This window comes from Flavobacterium sp. 316 (assembly GCF_000967805.1).
In the GTDB taxonomy this organism is placed as follows: Bacteria; Bacteroidota; Bacteroidia; order Flavobacteriales; family Flavobacteriaceae; genus Flavobacterium; species Flavobacterium sediminilitoris.
Map to the genome: position 1 here is coordinate 170,433 of NZ_JYGZ01000001.1, position 21,098 is coordinate 191,530.

Genomic DNA, 21,098 nt, shown 5'->3' on the forward strand with positions numbered 1-21,098 from the left:
AAAAAAGTTTGGTTAAAGCAAATATATCTATTAGATGTTTATTTAGTATATATTGTTACAATAATTAGATAAATTTAACATTTTTGAAATTTCATGATTTTGAAAGAATCTTTATTCTGTATAGTTTAATACTTTTTAATTAATTAAATTTGACTTTGATTAATATAAATACTAGTAGAATCTATTATAATTTATAAACACAACTATTTTTAATGATTAAACAATTTATATTCTCTTCATTATTTTTTTTTATAATTCAAGCAAATGTTATTTATGCTCAAATAGCACCTAAGCAAGAATCTTTATTGAATGGTATTGAGAGTTTAATTTTTATAAATCCTGATGAGTCATTAAAAATAGCAATGCATTTGCTTGAAAAAGAAAACACATCTGAAGAAGAAATAGATGATTTAAACTTATTAGTTGCCATAGCTTATAAAGTTAAAGGAGAATATGGTAAATCATTAGAGTATTTATATAAGTATAATTTGAATGAAAATCAGATTATTTCTATTTCAAATGTAAAAAATATTTATTTGCGTGCTCAAATTCTTAGAAAATTATTACTTGAAAGACAAGCCACAGATTATCTTAATCAATTAACAATAGCAAAGAAAAATATAACAGATGTTTTTGTGAAAAGTTATATTGAAGAAGTTCTTAGACTTGAAGAATTATATAATGAATCAAGAGATAATTATAATAAAAATATTCATTTTGCAGATCAAATAAATCAAGGGGAAAAAGTTAAATTTCCTACATTAATTTTAGATTATTTAATTGAATTTGTGAAACTAGATTTAGAGAACAAACAATTCGATTTAGCAAGAAAAAAAGTAGATACAATTTTAATTTTTAATGAAAAAAATAAAAACACAATAGGGTATTATAATATTGAAGCTTTGTTGTTATTATCGAAGATTGATTTTTATGAGAATAATTATTTAGAAGCTTTAAAACAATTAGAGAAAGCTTTAAGTTTTAATGATGCACTAAAAAATAAATATATTCAGGATGAAATTTATGATCAAGAAATTGTAAATTATTTAGCTTTAAATGATACATTTAGTTTTAAAAATGCTAATGTAGATTTTGAAAGGATTCATTCTGAAGTTGAAAGTTTAGATCAGGAAACCACTAATATTGCTTATAATTTAATTTTAGAAGAAAATAATTATAAGAAGAATTTAAAAGAAGCTTATTATGTAAGACTATTTAGAATCATAGGAATTTGTACAATAGTTATTCTATTTATTCTTTTTTTATTTTGGTATAAAAATTATCAAAGAAATAAGAGCTTACTTGAAATTATAAGCTATTTGAAAGTAACCAGAAAAAATTTAATTTCAAATTATAAAGAGAAGAAAGAATATTCTAAAAAAATTACAATACCTCAAAAAACAGAAGAAATATTACTCAGTAAACTACAGAAGTTTGAAAAGTCATCGAGATTTTTAAATAAAGATCTTTCTTTAGCAGTGCTTGCAGGCCAATTTGAAACAAACACAAAATACCTATCAGAAATAATCAATTCAAATTATAATGTAAACTATAATACATATATTAACAAGTTAAGAATAAGCTATATCGTAGATAAACTAAAAACAGATTCTAATTATTTAAATTATAAGATTAGTTATTTAGCAGAAAGTTCAGGATTTTCATCACATAGTAGTTTTGCTACTGTTTTTAAGTCTATAACAGGAATATCACCAGTAAAATTTATCGAATTGTTAAAAGAGGAAAAAGAAAAATCAGTAGCTTAATTATGAGTAAATTATATTATTTTATAGTACTATTATTACTGCCAAATTCAGCTTTGATATTTGCTCAAGAGTCTGTAGATTATGATAAAATGCTGCGTTCTGGTACATTGTTAATTTATGACAATCCTGATTCAGCTATTATTAAAGGACAAAAAATCGTTAAAGAATCAAAAAATATAGATATTCAAATACAAGGGCTAAAGCTAATCTCAGATGCATATTCTTCAAAAAGAGATTATGAAAAGTCATTAGAGTATGTAATTAAAGCAACTCACCTTTTATCTAAATCAAAAAATAAATTACTGAAAATAAAAGTAATTGTTAAAACAGGAATCCAGTATCATCAATTAAAAATATATGATAAAGCATTGCAATATTTAGATGAAGGAGAACAATTATCTTTACAATATCCTATAAAAGACTCCATATATTCTAGTCTAGGAATTAATTATGCAGTAAGAGGTTTTATTTATAAAGAAAAATTTAATTGTGATATTGCAATTGATTATTTCAATAAAAGTTTAGAATCTTTTAATAAAATAAAAACCAAAACGGTTATTGCCAACATTAGCATTGTACAATATAATAAGGGAAATTGCTACTTATTATCATTTGATTTAGAATCAGCGAAACAAAATTTTAATAAAGCAATTAAAGAAGCAAGCTCTATTAAAGCGAATAGTTTAGAAGCTTTTGCACTAAAAGGACTAGCTCAAGCTTACACTTTAGAAGCAAAATATAATGAAGCTATTACAACATTAGAAAGAGCCTTATTAATCTCATCAGAAGTTAATGACCTAATCCTAAATCAAGAAATATATAAAGGATTATCAAATAATTATTTAGCTATAAATAATAAAGAAGAATTCAATAAGTTTCATACAAAGTATTTAAACACTCAAAACTTAATTAAGTTAAGTGAAAGAAAGTCCATAAGTGATTCGTTAATTGAAAAAAAGGTAGAAACAAATTCGCAATTAAATACTCAAGTTTCTAAATATTATTTCTTCATTTTTATTGCTTTAATATTTTTGTTTTTAAGCTTTATAGTATTCATTATAATTAGAAAAAAACAGAAAAAAGAAGCTAAAAACCTTAAAAAACGTATTCAATCACTCCAAAATGAGAAATAATTAAGGAGAATTAAAAAGCATTATATTTTTATTTAATCAGTTGTAATACAGTGTTTTGTGTATTGCTTTTGTCTTTTGAAATTCAGTAAATTGAAAAGACATATTGTAATAGTATGAAAAATTATAACATATTTTTACAAAACTAACAATTAACTAAAAATGTGATGATAATGCTAAAAAAATTACAACTAATTAATGTAGTAAATTCTCATTTATTACAAATTAGCTGTCAACATTTTCTTTGGAAAAAAATAGATTTATTACTTCCAAAGAAATTAAACAAAGTATGCTTTGTTTTTATGTTGATGCTATTTTCGATTAATAGTTACAGTCAATTACCAACAGAGTCTTTCGAAAGCGGTATACCTGGATCTTGGAATTTATTTCAAAATAATTTTGGAACCATATCATGGGAAACAACAACAGATGGATATCTAGGAACAAACGCTGTTACCGTTAATCCAGCATCAGATAATATTGGAACTGGAAATACAGCAGAATATTATTTAGTAACACCTCAAATTACAGTACCTGAAAATGGTCAAATACGTTTTTTTACAAAACAAGGTAGTGCTATAGATAATGGGACTACTTATGAAATTAGAGTTTCAACAGCTAGTCAACCAGATATTAGCGGTTTTACAGTTGTATTAGATTCATGGACAGAAACAACATTGAATACTTCAGCAACTACTTATGAAGAGAAAATTGTAGCAATTCCAACAAGTATTGCAGCAGGATTAGATATTTATATTGCATTTGTTGCAGTTAATAATCAATCTGGATCAACACCAGAAGGAGATAGTTGGTTTGTAGATAATATTCAAGTAGTAGAGTCATGTATTGATGTAGCTGCGAATCAAGTGAGTTTTACTAATATAGATTTAGATAGTGCAGACATAACTTGGGGACATCCAACAGCGACAAATTTTGAAGTTCAATATGTATTACAAGGAGCAGCACCTGCTATGACAGGAACGCCTATATCGGGTAATACAACATCATTTTCTATGCTAAATGCAGATACAAGTTATGATGTATATATTAAAGCATTTTGTCCTAATACAGAAGTAAGTAATTGGGCAGGACCTTTCAATTTTACAACACTAGCTCTTGGAGGAGCATGTGAAAGTGCTATTAATGTTGGGGATCTTACCACACCATATACAACTACTGATAATCTTAATAATTATAATAATGGTATAGTATTGTCTACACCAGGTTCTGGCTGTACATCTTATACAAATAATTATGCAATTGGTGGAAAAGCGTTTTATGTGTATTCACCAACTGTTTCTGGAGTTATAAAAATTACATTAACATCTACTAATACAAGAACAGGATTATTTGTTTATGAAGAATGTTCAAATGTAGGTGTAACGTGTGTAGGAGGTGTAGCAAATACTACAAATGCACCTAGAGTTATTGACTTAACGGTGAATGCAGGAACAAATTATATAATTCTTGTTTCTTCAAATTATAGTGCAACAACAAATATACCATATACACTTACTGTTGAGTCACCTGCTTGTCCTGCTCCATCTGGAATTATGGCATCTAGTATTTTACAAACTAGCGCAAATTTATCATGGAATAATTTGGGTAATTTAGCTTCATCATGGGAAGTAGCTGTTCAACCAATAGGAACCGGAGTTCCTACAGGTTCAGGTATTTCGGCATCATCAAATGTGACTTTTAATGTTACTACAACTTTGTCAGGCACAGCATTAACACCAAATACAGATTATGAAGTTTACATTCGTTCAAACTGTGGTTCTGGTTTTGGAGCTTGGAGTTCTGTTTATAATTTTAAAACGCAATGTGACATTTTTTCAACTCCATATTCTCAAGATTTTACAGGAAACACTGCGTCAAATCCAGCACCTTGTTGGACACCATTAGATATTAATAATGATGGAGTTGTGTGGACTTATATTTCAAGTGCAGCAACTTTTTTTCAAAGTAATACGACAAATAACAATGTCGATATGTTTGTTTCTCCAATGATTGATTTGGGAACAACACCTAAACGTCTTCGTTTTAAACATAAAAATGTTAATTCCAATAATTTACATTTTCAGGTTGTACTTTCTACAACAGGATTAGGAAATGATAATTTTACTGTGGTTTTATTACCAAATACCACATATAGTAATAATGCTTATGTAGAAAAAGTAATTAATATTCCATCATCTATAACAGGACCAGTTAATATTGCTTGGTTATTTGATAATACAATTCAAGATAGTCCTGCATCAACAAGATTATATATTGATGATGTAATAGTGGAAGACAAACCAGCTTGTTCTGATCCTTTGGATGTTTTAGTTTCAAATATTACAACAACATCAGCCGATTTTAATTGGACAGCAGGAGATATTGAAACACAATGGGAAGTAGTAATTCAAACACAAGGAACTGGAATCCCTACAGGATCAGGAACATTAGTTAATTCAAATGCCATTTCTTCTACATTAATACAACCATTAACACATGCAACACGATATGAATTATATGTAAGAGCATATTGTTCAGGAACACTGCAAAGTGATTGGGTAGGGCCAATTAATTTTATTACAGAATGTGGTACTTTTACCGTTCCTTATTATGAAAGTTTAAACGATACTGATCCAGATTCACATAGTTTCTGTTATTCTATTTTAAATGTAGCGAATGATGGAGCAGCATGGACATTGTCAGGAACAGAAGCAAGGTTACAAAAGCCCATTTTTGGTACGTTTCCTGGTTTTGATGATTGGTTAATTTCACCAGCTATAGAAGTAATTGGAACTAAAGAATTAAAATTCAAATACAGAGCTATAACGAATCCTTTTTTCTCAAATCCAAGATTCGGTATTGAAGTTTTAATGTCTACAACAGATACTGATCCTGCAAGTTTTAGCGTAATTGCACCTTTATTCGAATTTACCAATACAGATTATGTTGAAAAAAATATTTATATAAATGCTAATGGACCTGTTTATATTGCATTTAGAGTACCACCTAGTTTTGATCCAAATCCATTTGTTTCAATATTAAATATAGACGATATTAGTATTGATGATGCACCATCTTGTCCAAATCCTAGTTTATTAGAAGTTTCTAACGTTTCACAAACAACAGTAGACCTAAGTTGGACTCCAGGGTTTTTAGAAACAGAATGGGAAGTAGCCGTTCAACCAATAGGATCTGGTGTACCTACTAATGGCACACAAGTTTTAACAACTCCTTCATATACTGCAATTAATTTAACCGCAGATACAAAGTACGAGTATTATGTAAGAGCAATTTGTAGCGGAACAGATCAAAGTGATTGGATTGGCCCAATTACATTTAAAACATTATGTAATGAATTTGCGTCTCCTTTCTTTGAATCATTTGATACAGGATCACCAACAGAAGGATGTTGGATTGTTAACGATTTTAATGCGGATGCAAACTCTTGGAGCTTAAACTCTGCAACATTTGTTTATGAAGGCGATCATGCGGCAGCCATGTTTACTGGAACAAATGGAGCAAATGACGATTATTTAATTTCGCCAACAATTACTGTTACAGCAAATCAACGCTTACGTTTTTACTATAGAGTAAACGATTCGTTCTTTCAAGAAGATTTAAGAGTTTTATTATCAACTTCAGGTATTGCTCCTGCTGATTTTACCACTATTTTGTTTTCAACTGATGATTCAGGTGTAATTACAAATACGGAATACCAAGAAATGATAATCAATCTTCCAGCAGGTGTAACTGGAAATATTAATATTGCTTTCCATGTACCAGGTTATCCACCAAACTCATGGAATTATAGAGGACAGTTATTAGCTATTGATAACTTTATTATTGAAGATATACCTTCTTGTCCACAACCTTACAATTTAGTAGTAAACAATATTACTGATGTAGAGGCACAATTATTTTGGGAAACGGCAGGAACTGAAACACAATGGGAGGTTTATGTTGTTCCAGTAGGAGTAAGTGACCCTAATGTAAGTGTTGACCCACAATACTTAACAACAGTTTCTACTAATCCATATACTATTTCAGGATTAGACCCTGCGATTAAATATGAATTTTATGTTCGCTCAGTTTGTAGTACTTCAGAATCAAGTGAGTGGTCTGGACCAATTGAATTTACGACTAAATGTAGTTTTGCTAATCTTTGTGAGTATACCATTACTTTAGATAATGGTGCCCCTAATAGACCTGCTACTTCCATTGATTTAATTCAAAATGGTGAAATTGTTCAACAGCTAGTGTTCCCAACTGTAACATCTCCAGGAGTTACACCTCCACCAGCAACATACACAGTATTTTTATGTGATGGAGTAGAGTTTTCATTATTCTGGAATTCATTAGGATTTGCTCCTAATCAATATCCGAATGCTCAAGTAACAATGACTAATTCTTCAAGCGCTATCGTTTATCAAAGTCCGTTAGGTATTGGAGCAACTCAGTCAACAATTTTCACAGGAGTTACTTCATGTAGCACAGTAACTTGTCCTCAACCAACTGATTTAGCAGTCAACGAAGATGGGTCTTTAACATGGACAGCTGGTGGATCTGAAACACAATGGGAAGTATTTATTCAACCATTAGGTAATGGAACACTTCCACAAAGCGGTATTGTAGTAAATACAAATTCTTATGTGCCAGTTGATGCAGATTTTAATGATTTACAAGCAGGAACATATGAGTTTTTTGTAAGAGCTATTTGTGGTACAAATGATGAAAGTTTCTGGTCTGGTCCACAAGAGTTTGTACGAAATGATAGTTCAGCTAATGCTATCATATTAGCGGTTAATGAAACAGAAATTTGTGATAGTACAGGGATGAATGCTTCTTTCTATGGAGCAACAGTATCTTCAGAAGCTTCAACTTGTTCAGGAAGTAATAATGGAGATGTATGGTTTGAATTTATAGCTACGCAAACAGCTCACATTATTGAGTTGAATAATTTTTCTGGAAGTTATTATATAAACTCTGGAGCGCCAGCGCATCCGTTAATCACAATAACTTTATACAAAGATAATAATGGAACTTTAGAGCAATTAGCATGTTCTGATAAAAATACAATGTTAGCAGCTTATTCATCGGCTACAGAAATAGGGGCAACTTATAAAGTTAGATTAACTTTAAATAGTGCAGCTCATAATGGCTATACATTTAATATTTGTATTAAAACGCCTAATAATTTATGTTCAATAGGTACTTTAAACTCTGGGTTTGAAGCTCCAGTTGCAACGTTTGGTTTGTTAGGGAATTTTTATCGTGAAAATGTAGTTCCTACATGGCGATATAATTATCCTGGACATGATAGAGTGTTTTATATTGATGCTTTGAGTGGTAGTATAGTTCCTTATGAAGGAAATCAATGTGTTCAAGTATTAAGTCCTGAAGATGCTTACGATCCAACAGACTTTGTAAATGTTTATGGTTTGTACCAAGATTTAGATAGTTCTGAAACTGTTGAGTATGAATATAGTTATGCTCAAGCAACACGTTTTCCTGGTCTGGCTGTAGAATTATTTGCAGGACCTCCATCAGGACCATTTGTATTAATTGAAGATAATTTAAGTTTAGCAAATTGGCAATTGATTTCAGGTACTTATGCGGTTCCAACAGGTCAAAATGTTACACGATTTATTTTTAGATCAAAAAATAATGGAATTGGAAATTTATTAGATGGGGTAAGTATTACTTCTAATAATAAGATTATAACTCAAAATCAAACTTTGAATTGTACACAGAATAATGTCCAAGTTGAAGCTGTAGGGTATGGAGAATGGACAGCAGATGCTAATAATCCAGCTGTTGCTAACATAGTAGATCCAACAGCTAATAGTACTGAAATTAATGACTTCACGGCTTCTGGTGATTATATCTTTTACTGGAATACTCGTTATTGTCAGTACGCTATAACATTTACATATCAAGCAAATGAAGAAGTTCCAACAGTGATGAGCCCTATTAATTACTGCACTTCTGAAGCACCAATACAATTAACGGCTACAGTTCCTTCTGGATATACTTTACTTTGGTATACTAGTGCAACAGGAGGAGTAGGTAATGCAATAGCTCCAACACCAGATCCTACTGTTACAGGAACATCATCTTACTATGTAAGTTCTGTAGATCCTAATGGATGTGAAAGTTCTAGAGTTTTAATTGAAGTTAATATTGAATATGTATTCTGTAATCAAATCCCAAAAGGAATTTCACCAAATGGGGATGGTTCAAATGATGTATTTGATTTAACAGGATTAGGAGTTTCGAATGTAACAATATTTAATAGATACGGAAGAGAAGTATATTCTTTTTCAGGGAACTATACCAATCAATGGGATGGAAATACTAATGAAGGTGAAGAGCTACCTGATGGAACTTATTTCTATAATGTTGTTACAAACGATGGAAAATCAACAACAGGTTGGGTTTACATTATAAGATAATTAAAAAAGCAGTCTACTTATTGTTTTATTAATGAGTAGACTGTATTAATAACATAGTAATTTGAGTTTACAATGAAAAAAATATATATAACATCTTTGTTTTTGATTGTATTTGCTATAAAATCGCAAGCACAGCAAGATCCCCATTATACACAATATATGTATAATATGAATGTAATGAATCCTGCTTATGCGGGTTCAAAAGAGAATTTATCCATCGGTCTTTTATATAGACAACAATGGGTAAATGTTGACGGAGCACCTAAAACAGCTACTTTATCAGGACATAGTCCTGTGGGTAAAAATGTTGGATTAGGCCTATCTGTCATTTCAGATAAAATTGGACCAGTTGAAGAGAATAATGCTTACGCAGATTTTTCATATACTTTAAACCTAGGAGGAGAGCATCGTTTAGCTTTAGGATTAAAAGCAGGTGCAACCTTTCATAGAGTAGGACTTTATAGTGAAATTGGAAACGGATTTGTTCCAGATGAAAACGACATTGCTTTTAGTGAAAATGTGAATAATACATATTTAAACGTAGGAACAGGATTCTTTTACTATACACAAAAATATTATGTAGCCTTGTCAGTTCCAAATATGTTGAAAAGTAAATACCTTGATGTTACTAAAAATGGAAATGATTATCAATTTGGTTCAGAAACACAACATTATTTTCTTACAGGAGGATACGTTTTTAATTTATCAGATAATACAAAATTCAAACCATCATTTATGCTAAAATCAGCATTTAATGTAACTCCATCATTAGATGTTTCCGCTAATGTTATGTTTTTTGACAAGTTTGAGCTAGGAGCTACATATCGAATATATGATTCGTTTGGAGGAATGGTTAATTATGCCATAACACCAAGTATTAGAGTAGGATATGCTTATGATCATATAGTTTCAGATTTAAAAGTAACAACACCAGCATCACATGAATTTATGTTGTTATTCGATTTGAATTTCGCGAAAAAAGCATCAATATCACCTCGATATTTCTAATTTATAAAAGAATTACGTAATGAAAAGAAATTGTATAAGAATAGGATTTTTGTTAGCAATAACAATGTCTTTCGCACAAAATAAAACAACTCAAAAGGCAGATAAACTTTTTGAGAGTTATCAATATGTTAATGCTATTGAGGAATATTTGACTATAGCAAATAAAGAAGAACCAAATCAATATGTTTTTAAACAATTAGGCGATAGTTATTATAATTTGAATAATTATGAAGCAGCAGCTAAGTGGTATGCAAAAGCAGTAGAAACTAAAAAAGTAGATGCTGAAACGTATTATTATTATGCGCAAACATTAAAATCGCAAGGGAAATACAAAGAAGCTAATGCCCAAATGGATGTATTTGCATATATGATTCCTAATGACATAAGAGCAATTGAACACAAAAAGAACCCGAACTATATCCCAAGTTTAGCCAATAAATCAAAATTGTTTGATGTATTAGATACTGCAATTAGCTCAAAAGAAGCAAATGATTTTGGAGCTTATTTAACAAATGATAATACGTTATATTTTGTAAGCACTAGAAATTCTAGTGGAAAAACAGATAAATGGAATAATCAACCTTATTTGGATATTTTTAAAATTATCAGAAATTCCGACGGAACATTGTCAGAATCAACTCCTGTTAATGAGTTGAATACTCCATATCATGATGGTCCAGTTACAATTTCTGCTGATGGGAAAACTATGTTTTTTGCCAGAGATGGTCATAGTACAGGGAATTTTGTTAAAAACAAAAATACAAACGTGAAGGTTGGACAACAAGGATTATATAAGGCTATACTAATTGATGGGAAATGGAGTCAAGTAGAACCATTACCTTTTAATAGTACAGCTTATTCGGTTAGTAGTCCAAGTTTAAGTAAAGATGGAAAAACATTATACTTTGCTTCAAATATGGTAGGTGGTTTAGGCGAATCAGATATATGGAAAGTGGAAGTTCAAGAAAATGGTTTTGGAACACCAATAAATCTTGGAACATCGGTTAATACTCCAGAAAAAGAAAATTTCCCTTTTATTACAGATGATAATGAATTGTATTTCGCATCTTCTGGAAAACAAGGCTTTGGAGGATTAGATGTTTTTAAAATAGATTTAAATAAGAGTGAAGAAGCAATTAATTTAGGAAAACCTGTTAACACTGAAAAAGATGATTTTTCATTTAGTGTAAATAAGAAACTAAATATAGGATATTTTTCATCAAATAGAAACGGATTTGATGCCATATATAGCGCAACACCTGTTTGCAAGGCACAAACAATTGTATTAATTACAGATAGTAAAACAGGATATAAATTATCTAATGCAAATGTTGCAATCTTAGATAGCAAAGGAAATATTATTACTACTCAAAAATCAGATAGTCAAGGAAAAGTAATTTATGATGTTGAATGCGATTTAAATTATACAATCAAAGCAACACTAGAACATTATGAAATTGCAGATGCTAGTTTAAAAAATACAGTTTCTGGAATAAATAATGTAAACATAGAAATGGTTCCAGAGGAAGTGATTATTACAGAAACAGAAGTATTATTAAATGATGTGTATTTTGATTTTAATAAAAGTAATATAACAGATAGAGGAGCTACAGAATTAGATAAATTAGTAAGAGTAATGCTGAAAAATCCAACTATGGTTATTCAAGTAAAATCGCATACCGATTCTAAAGGAAATAAGAATTACAATTTGAAACTTTCAGAAAGAAGAGCACAATCAACAGTTCAATATATTATTTCTAAAGGTATAAATAAAGATAGAATTTCAGGAAAAGGATATGGAAGTACAATGCCAAAAATAAACTGTGATTCAAACTGTACAGATGAACAACATGCTCAAAATAGAAGATCAGAATTTATAATAGTTAAGAAATAAAATACTATTATATAATTAAGGATTTTGGAGTAATTGTAAATAAAAACAATGGCTAGTCTTATAAACAGATTAGCTATTTGTTATAAATAAATAAAATAAGATGAGAAGTATTTTAACTTTATTTTTTACGTTAATTTCAATACACTTGATGTTAGCGCAAAACGAACCAAATGATTGTGTTGATGCTATTGTAGTATGTGGAAATGGTAGTTTTAGTTCAAATGCAAATGGAGTAGGAGATATACAAGAAGTATCTGGTTGTAGCGGATTTGAACACAATTCAATTTGGCTAAAAATTAATATAGTACAATCGGGAACATTAGGCTTTGATTTAATTCCAGATGATACAAGTATAACGGTTGATTATGATTTTTGGGTTTATGGAGCTGATAGAAGTTGTAATAATTTAGGAAGTCCAATTCGATGCGCAACTACAAATCCGCAATTAGCAGGACAACCAAATAATCACACAGGAATGAATGGAGGCACAACATTAACCACAACTGGTCCAGGAGCAAATGGTAATAGTTATGTAAGATGGTTAACGGTAACAGCAGGACAATCGTATTACATAGCAATAGACAGACCTGTTGGAGACGGTGGTTTTCAAATTCAATGGACAGGAACAGCAACTCAAAACGATGGTGCTTTTCCTACACCTCCAGTAGCAAATCAGATAGAAGATTATAAAACATGTAGTAATACAGCAAACACAGGTATATTTGATTTAAATTCCGTTCGCAACGATATTAATCCTGATTTGGTTAATAATACAATCTCATTTTATACAACATTAGCAAATGCTACTGATGGAATAGATCCGCTTCCAAATATTATTAGTAATACATCAAACCCACAAACGATTTATGCTAAAGTGGTTGATAATGTAAGTGGATGTTATAATTTAATGGAATTTAATTTAAGGGTCTATTTAGTTCCAAATGCTTCCATTTCAATTTCTAATACTCAATTGTGCGATGGAGAAGATGTCACAGTTACTTTTACAGGTACACCAGGAGCAAGTATTGATTATTCAATAGATGGAGGAACAATACAATCTGCTATTTTAGATGCAATAACAGGCGATTTTGTTCTTACACAAACTGTGACAGCAACAACAACTTTTACTCTTGAAAACGTAAAAATATTAGATAGCGATAATGTAACTGTCTTATGTAATCAAGTTAAAAACGAATCGGTTACAGTTACAACTCAAACATTACCAACTGTTACTATTTTAGGAGATGTAACCATTTGTGAAAATACAAGTGCTACCATTAACTTTACAGGAACACCAAATGCAGAAATAACATATAGTGTAGATGGAGGAACAAATCAAATAATCACACTAGATAACTCAGGTCAGGCTAGTATTACAACTCCTGTATTAACATCAAATAGTGTTTATACTTTGATAAGCGCAACTTCAACAACAGCTCCTTTTTGTAGTCAAGTGCAATCAGGAACAGCAACAATCACGGTTATACCTTTACCAACTGCTACAATTATGGGGTCTACAACCTGTAGTAATTCTACAGGAACTATTGCAATAAATGGAACGCCAAATGCAGAGGTAACATATTCTGTAGATGGAGGTACAAATCAAATGATTACATTAGATGGAACAGGAGAAGCTATAATAACAACTCCAATATTAACTTCGGATAGCTTTTATACCTTACATAATGTTGCAATTGGAATATGTAACCAACCTTTAAATGAAACAGTGGCAGTCTCTGTGATTTCATCTCCTACAGCTAGTATTTCAACAACAACCCCAATTATTTGTAAAAATAATACAGGAACTATTACAATAAATGGAACGCCAAATGCTGAGGTAACTTATTCTGTAGACGGAGGAACAAATCAAATAATTACATTAGATGGAACAGGAGAAGCTATAATAACAACATCAATATTAACATCAAACGTTACGTATAATTTAGTAAACGTAGCAATAGGTACTTGTAATAATCAATTAACAGATAATATTACTATAACAGTTAATGATTTGCCTACAGCAACAATTACAGGAGATACAATTTGTGCAAATAACACAGGAACTATTACAATAAATGGAACACCAAATGCAGAGGTAACATATACTGTAGATAGTGGAACTAATCAAACGATAACATTAAATGGAACAGGACAAGCAATTATTACAACACCAGTATTAACTACAAATAGTAATTATAACTTAATAAACATTGTCTCAAATTCAAGTCCATTTTGTAGCCAAACATTAAATAGTTCAGCTCAAGTGATTGTTAATCCAAAACCCGTAGTAACAGCAACACCAAATACTCAAACTATTTGTTCAGCAAGCTTGTTTACAGCTCAATTAAATAGTAGTGTTGTTACAGGAAATATAATGTATAATTGGACAGTTGTACAAGCTATAAATGTAACAGGAGCTACCTCTGAAACTGGATTTGATGTATTAACCAATCTTTTAACGTTAGTAGATAATACTGTAAACGGATTAGTAGAATATAGTATTACCGTAACTGTAGATGGATGTATAAGTGATCCAGTTTCGGTTTTTGTTACTGTTACACCAAAACCAATAATTTCTAACGTAACTTATACAGATACTATATGTTCAGGAACAACAACTGATATTGTAGTTACGGGAAGTCAAAATTATATCTGGAATGCTACAGTGCAGAATATTGACGGAAACTATCAAATAAATGGCGATGAAACAAATATCAATCAAATAGCAACATTATTAAACACATCAGATTTAGGCTATATAACATTAAATATTATTCCAGTATTAAATGGTTGCGAAGGCGATTCTTATCCAGTATCAATAGTAGTAACTCCAATTCCTACTGTAGATACAATCAATTTTAATCTTTCCGAAATTTGTTCAGGAGATGAATTACAAGTTTCTATTTTAGAAAATCCAGCAGGAACAGTTTATGATTGGGTAGCCTTATTAAATGGAGTTACAATTCAAGGAGGCACTACTTTTGGAACAACATCTGGTTTAATAAATTTAATTGTTACAACATCTAATCCAGAAATTATAGGAACATTATCATTTGAAATCACACCGCGTAATGGAAGCTGTGTAGGAACTCCAATATTAAGTGATGAAATAACAGTATATCCGCAACCTGGAAAGCCTATTGTATTACAATCGCAAACTATTTGCAGTGGTGGAAGTCCAAATTTTGATATTATAGTTGAAAACCCAATAATAGTAGGAACAGAAGTAGAGTGGACTGTGCTTCAATCTGTAGGAGTTACAGGTGCTACAGGAGGATTTGGAGTTGCTCCAGTACAAATAAATACAGATGTTTTAGTCAATACATCAAATACACAAGGTTTTGTAATTTATCGTGCACAATCAAAATTAGGAAATTGTACAGGAGAATATACCGATTATACTGTTTATGTAGACCCATTTCCAAAACCAATATTAGAAGACGGAACAATATGTGTTGAACAAGCAACAGGTCTTGTTTTTCAAAAATACAGATTGTATGCAGGTAATTTTATTGGAACAAACTATAGTTTTACATGGTACGAATCAAGTGATCCAATAAATCATATTGCAATAACAAATGTTCCTACTTTAGAAGTAGATTCAGCAGGTAGTTATTATGTTGTAGTTGAAAATGTATTAACAGGTTGTGCAGGAACATCAAATACAGTAATAGTAACTGAAATAAATCCTGCTACAGCAATAGATTATACTGTTACCAACGCTTTTACAGATAACGCTACTATAGAAATAATATTAACAGGGGGAAATGGTGAATTTCAGTATCAAATTGATGATGGAGCATTTCAAAATTCTAACGTTTTTACTAACGTAAGTGGTGGTTTACACAATGTTTCGGTTGTTGATACACAAGGATGTACTTATTTAACGATTGATATTTTGGTTATCGATTATCCTAAATTTTTCACTCCAAATGGAGATGGAATTCATGATACATGGAACATTACTACTTTACGTGGACAATCAGATTCTAAAATACATATTTTTGATCGTTATGGTAAATTAATTAAACAAATAAGTCCAAACGGAACGGGTTGGGACGGAACTTTTAACGGTCAGCAATTACCATCAACCGATTATTGGTTTACAATTGAGTATAGCGAAAACTTACAGCAAAAAATATTTAAAGCTCATTTTTCTTTGAAACGTTAAATATCAAGATAGGATTAAAAAAGGCTCAACTTATTAAATTGAGCCTTTTTTAGTATGACTATATTATATAAAAAGAGTTGCAAGAAATATGCGAATGATTTTAAATATCTTTGCACCATTAAAAAAATATAATGGCTTTTCAATACGAATACCTTCTTTTAATTCCAATAGGTTTTATAGCTGGTTTTTTAAATACGATTGCTGGTGGTGGAACTTTATTAACGCTTCCTGCTTTAATTTTTTTGGGTTTACCAGCTCCATTAGCTAATGGAACAAATAGAATTGCTATTTTAATTCAAACATTTACTGCTGTAAAAGGGTTCAAGAGTAAAGGCATTTCAACATATCCTTTTAGTTTATATTTAGGCATTTCAGCTTTCTTAGGTTCTTTTATAGGAGCTAAAATTGCAATAGGAATTGATGGAGCATTATTTAATAGAATTTTATCTATTATTATGATTATGGTTTTACTCACTCTTCTTTTTGGACCAAAGAAAAATTATGCAGATATTGTTGAGAAAACAACAGGAAAACCATTATATATAGCCATTGGGATTTTCTTCTTTTTAGGAATCTATGGTGGTTTTATAAATGCAGGAATTGGATTTCTAATGCTTATTATTTTACCTTATTTAAATGGATTATCCCTTTTAAAATCAAATGTAACGAAAGTTTTTGTAGTATGGATATATACTATAGGAGCTGTAATTGTATTTGCACTGGAAGATAAAATTAATTACCCTTTGGCTTTTATTCTTACAATAGGAAATGCATCTGGTGCTTGGTTTGGAAGTCGATGGTCTGTAAAAAAAGATGACAAAGTAATTAAGCTATTTTTAATAATTACAGTGTCATCTTTAGCTATTAAATTGTGGTTTTTTTAATACTAGAAATTAACATATTCTGTTATTTCTAATCCATAACCAATCATTCCAACACGTTTTGTTTGATCAGGTGTATTTGATAATAATTTTATTTTTGAAATATCAATGTCGTGTAATATTTGTGCACCAATACCAAAATCTTTATTATCCATCTTCACTTGCGGAGCTTTAATTACACCATTTTCCTGTAACGATTTTAATTCCGTTAAACGAGATAATAATTCTAGGGATTTTACTTCTTGATTAATAAAAATAATCGCTCCTTTTCCTTCTTCATTAATTTTTTTGAACATTACATCAAGCTTCTTATCAGCATCATTTGTTAATGTTCCTAAAATATCATTGTTTACTAATGTAGAATTAATTCTTGTAAGTATTGCTTCTCCATTGCTCCAAGTACCTTTTGTAATAGCCAAATGCACTTGCTTATTAGTAGTTTGAAGATAAGCACGAAGTCTATATGTTCCAAAACGAGTTTGTATTTCAAAATCTTCTTTCTTCTGAATTAGACTATCATGTTGCATTCTATAAGCAACTAAATCTTCAATAGAAACTAATTTTAAGTCAAACTTTTTAGCCACTTCTACCAGTTCAGGTAAGCGAGCCATAGTTCCATCTTCATTCATAATTTCACAAATAACGCCAGCAGGTTTAAAACCCGCTAATCTTGCAAAATCAATAGCTGCTTCAGTATGTCCTGTTCTTCTTAGAACTCCACCTTGCTTTGCAATTAAAGGGAAAATATGTCCAGGTCTTGCTAAATCGTACGATTTAGTTTCTGGATTAATTAATGAAATTACAGTTTTTGCTCTATCAGCAGCAGAAATACCCGTAGTAACACCATGTCCTTTTAAATCAACAGAAACGGTAAATGCTGTTTCCATGTGATCGGTATTATTACGTACCATTGAGTGTAAATCGAGTTCTTTGCAACGACTTTCTGTAAGTGGTGTACAAATTAATCCTCTACCATGAGTTGCCATGAAGTTAATCATTTCAGGAGTACATTTTTCAGCAGCCGCTAAAAAATCACCTTCATTTTCTCTATCTTCATCATCTACTACTATAATTATTTTTCCTTGACGGATATCTTCTATAGCTTCCTCAATTGTGTTTAGTTGTATGTTGTTTGACATTATTGTAGTTTGGTTGTATTATTAGTTAAATTCAGAGATAACTTCTTTAAGTTTATTTCTATTATATAAAAAAGTTAATATGTAAAAAGGAAATCCAAAAATCAATTCAAGACCAATATGTACAAAAGGTTTTTTATTTGTTATTCTTGATATTTCATTTAAACAGGAAAATGATTTAAACAAATTCACATAAAATAAAACAAGGCTAATTAATCCAAGAATTATTAACGGACTCTTTTCGTAAATTTTTATACTAATTATAAATAGAAAAGTAAGTATATATAAAATCAATGTATTTTTACTTTTTATAAGATATTCTTCTTTATAAAATTTTAATTTTAGAAACTCACTGTTGTATAAATTGTTTTCTAATTTGAGTTGTTCCTGACTAATCCCTTTTGTTTCAAGAGCTTTTAAAGCTTTTATTCGATACTCATCTGAGTAGCCAAATTGTTCAGCATTTTTTACAATGTTTTTTAAGCTTGGAATTTCTTTCTCTAAGAGTGATGAATATTCAGTATCGTCAGAGTCTACTTTAAAAGTATCAATAGATATTAATTCTTTAGAAAACAGGTTTTCTTTTTTCTTTGAAAATAATTTCTTAAATGGATCTGTAATCCAATCAAAATTGATCATTACACCTATATCGTTAGTTGCTCTATACGTTAAAAAAACGGCTAATGGTGTAAGTATAAAAGAAGACATCCACATTCCTAAGAAAGGTGTTATTGAATCTTCTTGAGCAATTTTTCTTCCAAATGTATTAATGAAATGAAATGCTATAAAAATGATGATTGCAAATACAATAGGTAGACCAATTCCACCTTTTCTAATAATAGCACCTAATGGAGCACCAATAAAAAACATTAATAAACAAGAATATGCAATGATGAATTTTTCATGAATAACAATCCAGTGAGCATTAATATTCTTCTTTTTATATTCTAAATCTGATTTACTATTATTGATACTAAATTCTGTACTTGAAGTGTTGCTTTTTGCCATTTCTAGTATTCTCGATTTTTCAGCAAGTGTAAAAAGAGAGAGTAAATCATCTACTTTTTCTTCTTTAGTAATATTTTGTACTCTTTTTAATTGGAACACATAATCGTTTCTTTGTACAATATTATCTGTGAAAGAAACAATGTCTTTGTTGTAATTATTTTGTAGCGAATCAATAGTGTAATTTAATTCGTTTAGTGTTAACATTTTTTCTGATGTAATATCACTATCATCAGCACTATTGTTGTCTAGTTTCGTTAAATCTAAATTAAGAATGTATTTTTTAAAACTACTTTTTGCAAATGGATATTTCTTTTGATCTTCATATTTTTTAGGAATCACATTTTCATAATAATTTCCATCTAGAAGCTCTAGTTGAAGATAATTAGAATCCTTATCACTTCTTAAAATTCCATTTTTGGCTTTAATAACAGTATTAGCTCCTAAACCAGCATTTACGTTTTTAATATGCATGGTTACATCTTCAAGAAGTTCTCCGTTATCACCAGATTTTTTTTCTACTTTAATATTTATTGTAGAACCAATAGGATTAAACTGTCCTTCAGCAATTGCCATTGCAGGTCTTTGTTGTACAATGGTTTTACGTAAATTTAGAAATTTATATTGCGCTTTAGGTATTACATTATTTGCAAATATGAAAGAAACAATGCTTAATCCAAAGATTGCAAATGTTAACATTTTCATAGCTCTTTGTAATGATATTCCTGAAGATTTCATTGCTGCAAATTCATAATTCTCAGCAAAGCTTCCAAATGTCATAATAGAGGCTAATAATACAGATAGCGGTAAAACTAAAGGAACAATTGTAGGAGCATAAAACGAAAGAAATTTTATGACAGTAAAAAAATCCAAATCTTTACCCGCAAGTTCGGCTATAAATAACCATATTCCTTGTAGGATGAATATAAAAAAAAGGATTACAAATACCGAAGTAAATGTAATCATAAAGGATTTAACAATGTATTTGTCTAATAATTTCACCTTATTTTTAGTCTAATCTATTGATATAGTAATTAGGGTATTTTGATTCGGTAAAGGTAAAATGATTTTTCGATATTGGCTGATTTGTTTTAAAAGAATTAACAGTTAATGTTGTTCTTGTTCCATTTTTGCCTGTTTCAATAAGGTTGTAAATGTTTTTTGTTTGAACATCTATTCCTAATAATATTTCTTTTCTCTGATCTTTTGAGCTAATAGGAATTAATTTTACATATTGAATTTTACGCCCTTTTATATTTTGTAAAATATCCCACGAATATTTATAACCTGAATTAAAGAATGTTAGCATTTTTGAAGGTGTAACAGCACTATCATCATTTTCATCATACTTTGAAATAGAAATTTCTTCATCTTCAGGTACAATTGTGTACACTTTTTTACCGTCAAAAATTTTAGTAACACCCATAAAGTTCAAATTGTAAAGATTGTTTTTAAGTGTAACATTTCCTTTACTTTCTTGATTTATATTTTCTTTTGGATTGCTTAATGCATATTTAAATTCAATAACGATATTCTCATAAGTCTTTACCTTAGTAGTGACTTCATCTAACAAACTTTTAGCTTTAGCAGCGTCTTGTGCTTGGATTGAAAAACCAACTAAAAGAAAACATACTAATTTGAAAAATTTACTCATT

9 protein-coding genes and 1 pseudogene are annotated in these 21,098 nt (G+C 30.0%); 7 read left to right on the plus strand and 3 right to left on the minus strand.

The genetic code is table 11. From position 1 onward, the window contains the following. The first annotated feature begins 212 nt into the window (after positions 1–212). The 7 genes from SY27_RS00810 (at position 213) to SY27_RS00840 (ending at position 17,305) form a co-directional block, all read left to right on the plus strand. Positions 213–1,766 carry a helix-turn-helix domain-containing protein gene (locus SY27_RS00810; RefSeq protein WP_045966535.1) on the plus strand — a complete coding sequence of 518 codons (1,554 nt, stop codon included), beginning with the start codon at positions 213–215 and terminating at the stop codon, positions 1,764–1,766. Positions 1,767–1,768: 2 nt separating this feature from the next. Further along, positions 1,769–2,899, plus strand: coding sequence for a tetratricopeptide repeat protein (locus SY27_RS00815; protein WP_045966537.1), 1,131 nt, complete (start codon positions 1,769–1,771; stop codon positions 2,897–2,899). Positions 2,900–3,069: 170 nt separating this feature from the next. Then, the gene (locus SY27_RS00820; RefSeq protein ID WP_045966539.1) at positions 3,070–9,348 is read left to right on the plus strand and encodes a T9SS C-terminal target domain-containing protein; all 6,279 of its coding nucleotides are present in this window, start codon (positions 3,070–3,072) and stop codon (positions 9,346–9,348) included. A gap of 72 nt (positions 9,349–9,420) precedes the next feature. Further along, positions 9,421–10,356 carry a type IX secretion system membrane protein PorP/SprF gene (locus SY27_RS00825; RefSeq protein ID WP_045966541.1) on the plus strand — a complete coding sequence of 312 codons (936 nt, stop codon included), beginning with the start codon at positions 9,421–9,423 and terminating at the stop codon, positions 10,354–10,356. A 19-nt stretch (positions 10,357–10,375) separates the two neighbouring features. Then, positions 10,376–12,250: an OmpA family protein gene (locus SY27_RS00830; RefSeq protein ID WP_045966546.1), complete on the plus strand. Its 1,875-nt coding sequence runs from the start codon at positions 10,376–10,378 to the stop codon at positions 12,248–12,250. 100 nt (positions 12,251–12,350) lie between these two features. Then, positions 12,351–16,421 (plus strand): T9SS type B sorting domain-containing protein, encoded by a 4,071-nt coding sequence (locus SY27_RS00835; RefSeq protein ID WP_082084277.1) that lies wholly within the window; start codon positions 12,351–12,353, stop codon positions 16,419–16,421. 131 nt (positions 16,422–16,552) lie between these two features. Continuing rightward, positions 16,553–17,305: a sulfite exporter TauE/SafE family protein gene (locus SY27_RS00840; RefSeq protein ID WP_045966550.1), complete on the plus strand. Its 753-nt coding sequence runs from the start codon at positions 16,553–16,555 to the stop codon at positions 17,303–17,305. A 2-nt stretch (positions 17,306–17,307) separates the two neighbouring features. Here SY27_RS00840 and ribB read toward each other — a convergent pair whose 3' ends face one another. The 3 genes and pseudogenes from ribB to SY27_RS00855 form a co-directional block, all read right to left on the minus strand. Beyond that, positions 17,308–18,441, minus strand: a complete 1,134-nt coding sequence (gene ribB / locus SY27_RS00845; RefSeq protein ID WP_152640668.1) for a 3,4-dihydroxy-2-butanone-4-phosphate synthase — start codon at positions 18,439–18,441, stop codon at positions 17,308–17,310. A 573-nt stretch (positions 18,442–19,014) separates the two neighbouring features. Then, positions 19,015–20,445: pseudogene (locus SY27_RS00850) on the minus strand (LptF/LptG family permease); the annotation flags it as partial. A gap of 7 nt (positions 20,446–20,452) precedes the next feature. Next, on the minus strand, positions 20,453–21,097 hold the full coding sequence (locus SY27_RS00855; protein WP_235270873.1) for an outer membrane lipoprotein carrier protein LolA: 645 nt from the start codon (positions 21,095–21,097) through the stop codon (positions 20,453–20,455). Position 21,098: the final 1 nt, after the last annotated feature.

Bases quoted from the DNA above. Each gene is read 5' to 3' on its own strand.
- SY27_RS00810 (WP_045966535.1), top strand. From the start codon at position 213: ATGATTAAACAATTTATATTCTCTTCATTATTTTTTTTTATAATTCAA.
- SY27_RS00815 (WP_045966537.1), top strand. From the start codon at position 1,769: ATGAGTAAATTATATTATTTTATAGTACTATTATTACTGCCAAATTCA.
- SY27_RS00820 (WP_045966539.1), top strand. From the start codon at position 3,070: ATGCTAAAAAAATTACAACTAATTAATGTAGTAAATTCTCATTTATTA.
- SY27_RS00825 (WP_045966541.1), top strand. From the start codon at position 9,421: ATGAAAAAAATATATATAACATCTTTGTTTTTGATTGTATTTGCTATA.
- SY27_RS00830 (WP_045966546.1), top strand. From the start codon at position 10,376: ATGAAAAGAAATTGTATAAGAATAGGATTTTTGTTAGCAATAACAATG.
- SY27_RS00835 (WP_082084277.1), top strand. From the start codon at position 12,351: ATGAGAAGTATTTTAACTTTATTTTTTACGTTAATTTCAATACACTTG.
- SY27_RS00840 (WP_045966550.1), top strand. From the start codon at position 16,553: ATGGCTTTTCAATACGAATACCTTCTTTTAATTCCAATAGGTTTTATA.
- ribB (WP_152640668.1), bottom strand. From the start codon at position 18,441: ATGTCAAACAACATACAACTAAACACAATTGAGGAAGCTATAGAAGAT.
- SY27_RS00855 (WP_235270873.1), bottom strand. From the start codon at position 21,097: ATGAGTAAATTTTTCAAATTAGTATGTTTTCTTTTAGTTGGTTTTTCA.